Origin of the sequence: Ruminococcus sp. AM43-6, assembly GCF_003461785.1 — a bacterium.
Classification (GTDB): domain Bacteria; phylum Bacillota; class Clostridia; order Oscillospirales; family Ruminococcaceae; genus Hominimerdicola; species Hominimerdicola aceti.
Map to the genome: position 1 here is coordinate 1 of NZ_QTXU01000060.1, position 4,133 is coordinate 4,133.

6 protein-coding genes are annotated in these 4,133 nt (G+C 37.0%); all 6 read right to left on the reverse strand.

Annotated elements, in window-relative coordinates; all coding sequences use genetic code 11:
* Nucleotides 1-60: 60 nt before the first annotated feature.
* Complete coding sequence (locus DW938_RS14180) at nt 61-426, reverse strand: ribbon-helix-helix protein, CopG family (RefSeq protein ID WP_118125558.1); 366 nt, start codon at nt 424-426, stop codon at nt 61-63.
* Nucleotides 427-705: 279 nt separating this feature from the next.
* Complete coding sequence (locus DW938_RS14185) at nt 706-1,140, reverse strand: hypothetical protein (RefSeq protein ID WP_118125560.1); 435 nt, start codon at nt 1,138-1,140, stop codon at nt 706-708.
* A 173-nt stretch (nt 1,141-1,313) separates the two neighbouring features.
* The gene (locus DW938_RS14190; RefSeq protein ID WP_118125561.1) at nt 1,314-2,213 is read right to left on the reverse strand and encodes a hypothetical protein; all 900 of its coding nucleotides are present in this window, start codon (nt 2,211-2,213) and stop codon (nt 1,314-1,316) included.
* A gap of 48 nt (nt 2,214-2,261) precedes the next feature.
* A complete protein-coding gene (locus tag DW938_RS14195) occupies nt 2,262-2,636 on the reverse strand; it encodes a hypothetical protein (protein ID WP_118125563.1) in 375 nt (124 codons plus the stop codon).
* 2 nt (nt 2,637-2,638) lie between these two features.
* Entirely contained in the window at nt 2,639-3,688 is a 1,050-nt protein-coding gene (locus tag DW938_RS14200; protein WP_118125565.1) for a hypothetical protein, read from the reverse strand.
* Nucleotides 3,681-4,133 (reverse strand): DNA/RNA nuclease SfsA (locus DW938_RS14205; RefSeq protein ID WP_181984471.1); only part of this gene is annotated, 453 nt, incomplete at its 5' end. The genes DW938_RS14200 and DW938_RS14205, both read right to left, overlap by 8 nt.

Below are 4,133 nucleotides of genomic sequence, written 5' to 3' on the forward strand. Positions count from 1 at the left end.
TTTGTTTTTATTATACTTTGATTGTTTTGTATGTGTCAAGTTTTATTATACAGGATTATCTCAAGTGTTCACCTCCTTCGCCTTTTTGATTTCAATGTCAAGCTTTTCGGTCAGCTCGTCAGATAATTCTTTTGCTGTTTTGACTGCGTCTTCGCAGAGACGATTAAACCGCGGCTCATCCAATGTTCCGATTTGATTCAAAACGATTAAATGGTGGTTTATCTCATCGCTGATACATTTAAGCCGGTTATAATAGCTCTCATAATCAATGATAGGCGTGTGTACAAGCTTGCAGTTTGCAATGATATAACGGATATATTCCGAGCGATTCATACCAAGCCTTTTAGCTTTACGGTCAATTTGCTTTAACTCCTTATCTGTCAACCAAAACTTAATTCTCTCTGTTCTTTTTTCGATAATTACCATCCTTTCTTTTTGGGGTTTTAGGGGCGCGGAAAGCGACCCCTAACAAGTGTGTTTGCGGTGTGTGCACCCAAACGCGATGCTTGCTAATGCAATGCCATTTGCAAGCAAGTAGAATTTGGTGCACCCAAATTCAGTGCTTGCTAAACCTGTGCCGCTAATCTGCGGATTAAAATAATACAATCATAGGCATTACCTCTTTTCTGAAATTTTATATAATAAAAGACCGACTTTTCAGCCGATCCGATATTATTCCTTTTCGGAAGCGGTTTCCGAAATACATTAAACATCCCAGCTTTTTACTTTTCTGACGCGCCGTAAATATGCCGCTATTTCTTTCACGGTGTTGCCGTTGTGATAAAATCTTGCTGCCAGCGTTGCCGCCTCCACGATGGTTTCTTCGCTATATCCATCCTGTGCATACATTCGTCCGAGTTGCTCTATAATTTCATCCTTTTGAATACATAAGCACTGACCTATTTTAAAAATTTCTTCAAGATAGGGTATTTCTTTGTGTTCCTCTAAAATTCCGAATACAGCGGCACGGTAGTATTGGTTGACATGAGTTCTGTGCGTGCGCCCGTCAAATATTTCTAAATCTCTGCCTATGCCTTCCAGGTGGTCACGCTTGTAAACGGTGGGACGACCGCGTTTTTTCGTATTTTCGGAAGCGGCTTCCGAAAATCTTTTTTCTGTGCTTTGCCTGGTTTCGTTCAATTTGGTTTCCTCCCGGTTAAAATATTTTCCTTTTTATCCATATACAGTACAAAGCGAAAAACGAAAAATGTTCCTGAGTTTTGAAAAAATTTTTTAGGTTTTTAAAAATTTTTTTGGATATAAAAAACGGCGGTGCTCCTTTTTCGGGAACACCACCGTAGATTTTTACTTATTCAGTTTTCAAAACCTATGAACTTTTTGAAATCCTTATTCATTATTTTCATCCGCTTGCTGACCGCGCTGTGGGTTTTGTAACCGAGCCGATCGGCAATTTCTTTTTGAGTAAGTCCTTTTTCAGAAAGGTAATATATCTCTTTATCGGTGCTGTTTAAGGTTTTTGCAAATTCATCACGCAGGAAAATATACCGCTGTTCTTCAGCAGGATTATTTGCAAAAAAGTTTTTTACCCCCTCAATATTTGTAGATTCCTCCTCCGACAACTCGCTGAAAAAGAGCGGTGCGCCGAGCTTGGCCTTGCAATGAGTCCACTTGTTGTAGAAGTTAATTTTGTCTTGGTTTAACTGCTCCGAAAAATCTTCGTGCTGCGGAATCTTTTTTGAAATTCCGAAAATTTCCGAAACCTGTTGACCTTGCATAACCGTTTCAATCAGCGTCTCGTCAATCACTCCGGCGACCTTTTCCACAACCTTATGTATTTCATCATCCGCAAGACTGTCAACCTCTTTGCCGACGGATTTTGCATAGCAATCAAGCCCAAGCATAACCGATTCTTCATACATTTCAAAAAATCGGTCTATGTACTCGTTCAGCATTTCGGGATCTGTATAGATTTTTGAAATCTCTTCGGAAAAATAGTCCGCGTCGGCATTCTCCAAAAAGTTTACCGGATGATCTTTGGAGAAGTTTTTCATTTTCCGTTTGACGCCGAGTTTACGGAGATTGCCAAGCCAGTATTCACCGAAAAATTCTTTGGCTCTCTTGAAAACCTTTGCATTTTCTCCTTTGAAATTGTATTCACGTTTCACTGTCATGTTAGCTGTAATATCGTTTTTCTGAAGAAAACCTTGCAGTCCTGCCAACTGTTCGGGAGTTAATTTTATTTTATCGTCCATTGTTCCAACGTCTTTTATTACGAAAATACGATTTGCCGCAAACAGATTTCATTTTTCATTAGCATTTAGAATTCTAATGACGCGTTCTCTTAAAATCTCGTAACGTTTTGCAACATTACCTGTCTTAAGCAATTCGTCGCGATCCCATTTCTTTATATTATGAAAACATAATTTATTCGAAAACTGTTGTTTTGTGAAATCACGCTTTATTCCAAACCTTCTATTCCAATAATGTACAATTCCATCGTCTGTTTCACCACTATAAATAGTTCCACCGTATAGTTCGTTGAATAATAGTGATGTAATTGCACACTGGCCGATAGCAGGATTATCCTTTGTCCAATTGTCCGCATCTTTTCTGTATGCAGTATCTTTTCCCCAAGAAGTATTTAAGGCTTCAATGAATTTATCGTATTTTCCCATAACTACTCCCTCTTTGAAATAAAACCAGCTATTGCTAAAAAAATCGAGCCCACAACGAATAGAGGAATTCCTGTGTTTGGCGGCACTTTATCCATAAACAAACTTAGCACTCCATTCAAGCCAACACCGACAGCGCCTAATAGGCTTAAAATTGCACTAATAATTGGCATAAAGGCTGATTGTTTTATTATTATAGGAACCCTAATTTTGGTTTTCTGCTCTTCATCATCTGACAGAACATTAAAAGTCACTTGCGTTTTCATTTTGGCTGTTTTATTTTTTGGGATAAAGATATATTCCAGTATATCATATCTGCATTCAATTCTGTCTTTATCTCCATGAGAAGACACGAGCATGGTTGTATCATATTGTATTTCAACACTTGCTTCTTTTTCACTATGTTCATTTGAATTAAATTGAACAATTTTGATGGAGTAACCTTTTCTTTCTTTCATTTTGATTCGCTGTATTTTTCGCGGAATTTGATTGTCTGTTTTTAAAAAAATCTTATCGAAGAATTTTTCATATTTACTCAGTGCTTCTATAATCCTAATCCATGCTCGTTCTTGATCGTCCGATTTTTTGCGATTAGTGTTTGAAACTATATCCGGAATGCTCTCTGTAACAAAGACATTGTTCTTATTATTGTCTACAAAGTATCTTTTAGCAAATGCGACATTATCATCATATGAACTACATGCTTTCTCAAACTCGGAACTGAATGTTGGATAATCCTTTACGAAAAATTTGAATATAACTATTCGGTCTATTTCCTCAATTGCATCTATTTCTGCCCATCGAATTGGAACAATAAATGGATCAATATGCTTGTTTTCGTCGGCAGAGTTTGTGCGAAAGGCTATCAATACCCTGGCCCCAGGTTGGAGTTTTTCCGTCAATTGATTGAGTAAGTTTACATCAATATATTCTTTTTTATACCTAAATCGATATTCGCCGTTTTTAGGCGCAGCGATTACATTAAAAATATCTTTCTCATATTGTGGTGTACTATCAGAAGAAAAGAGAACCGCCACCGCAGATTTGTTATCCATAATAATCCTCCATATGAACTGGAATTTCGTGCACAACTAATACCTCATTGTTTTTTAATCGGCACGCAAATGCAGATATCTTCATGCCACACTCAAGACATCCATATAACTCTTTGTAAAAGGTTGTATCTTTGGAAATACTAACAGATTCTATGTAAGGATTTAGAGAGACTATCATATACCATACCGTGTATCCTTTGTGTAACAATTTTTTAAGCTTCTCCAACTGTTCAAGTGATCGTTCGGAAAATACTGTCGGGAATTTGGCATCTTTTTCCATCGACAATACGCTCTTTATTTCGATGATTGTCTCCGTATCTTTTATAAAAAGATCGCTCTTGTATCCATCGACATAATGTTCTGTAATAACTGTTTTTCGTTTTCCTAATAATCCTGTATAATAAAACTTGACACATACAAAACAATCAAAGTATAATAAAAACAA

Bases quoted from the DNA above. Each gene is read 5' to 3' on its own strand.
- DW938_RS14180 (WP_118125558.1), bottom strand. From the start codon at position 426: ATGGTAATTATCGAAAAAAGAACAGAGAGAATTAAGTTTTGGTTGACA.
- DW938_RS14190 (WP_118125561.1), bottom strand. From the start codon at position 2,213: ATGGACGATAAAATAAAATTAACTCCCGAACAGTTGGCAGGACTGCAA.
- DW938_RS14200 (WP_118125565.1), bottom strand. From the start codon at position 3,688: ATGGATAACAAATCTGCGGTGGCGGTTCTCTTTTCTTCTGATAGTACA.
- DW938_RS14195 (WP_118125563.1), bottom strand. From the start codon at position 2,636: ATGGGAAAATACGATAAATTCATTGAAGCCTTAAATACTTCTTGGGGA.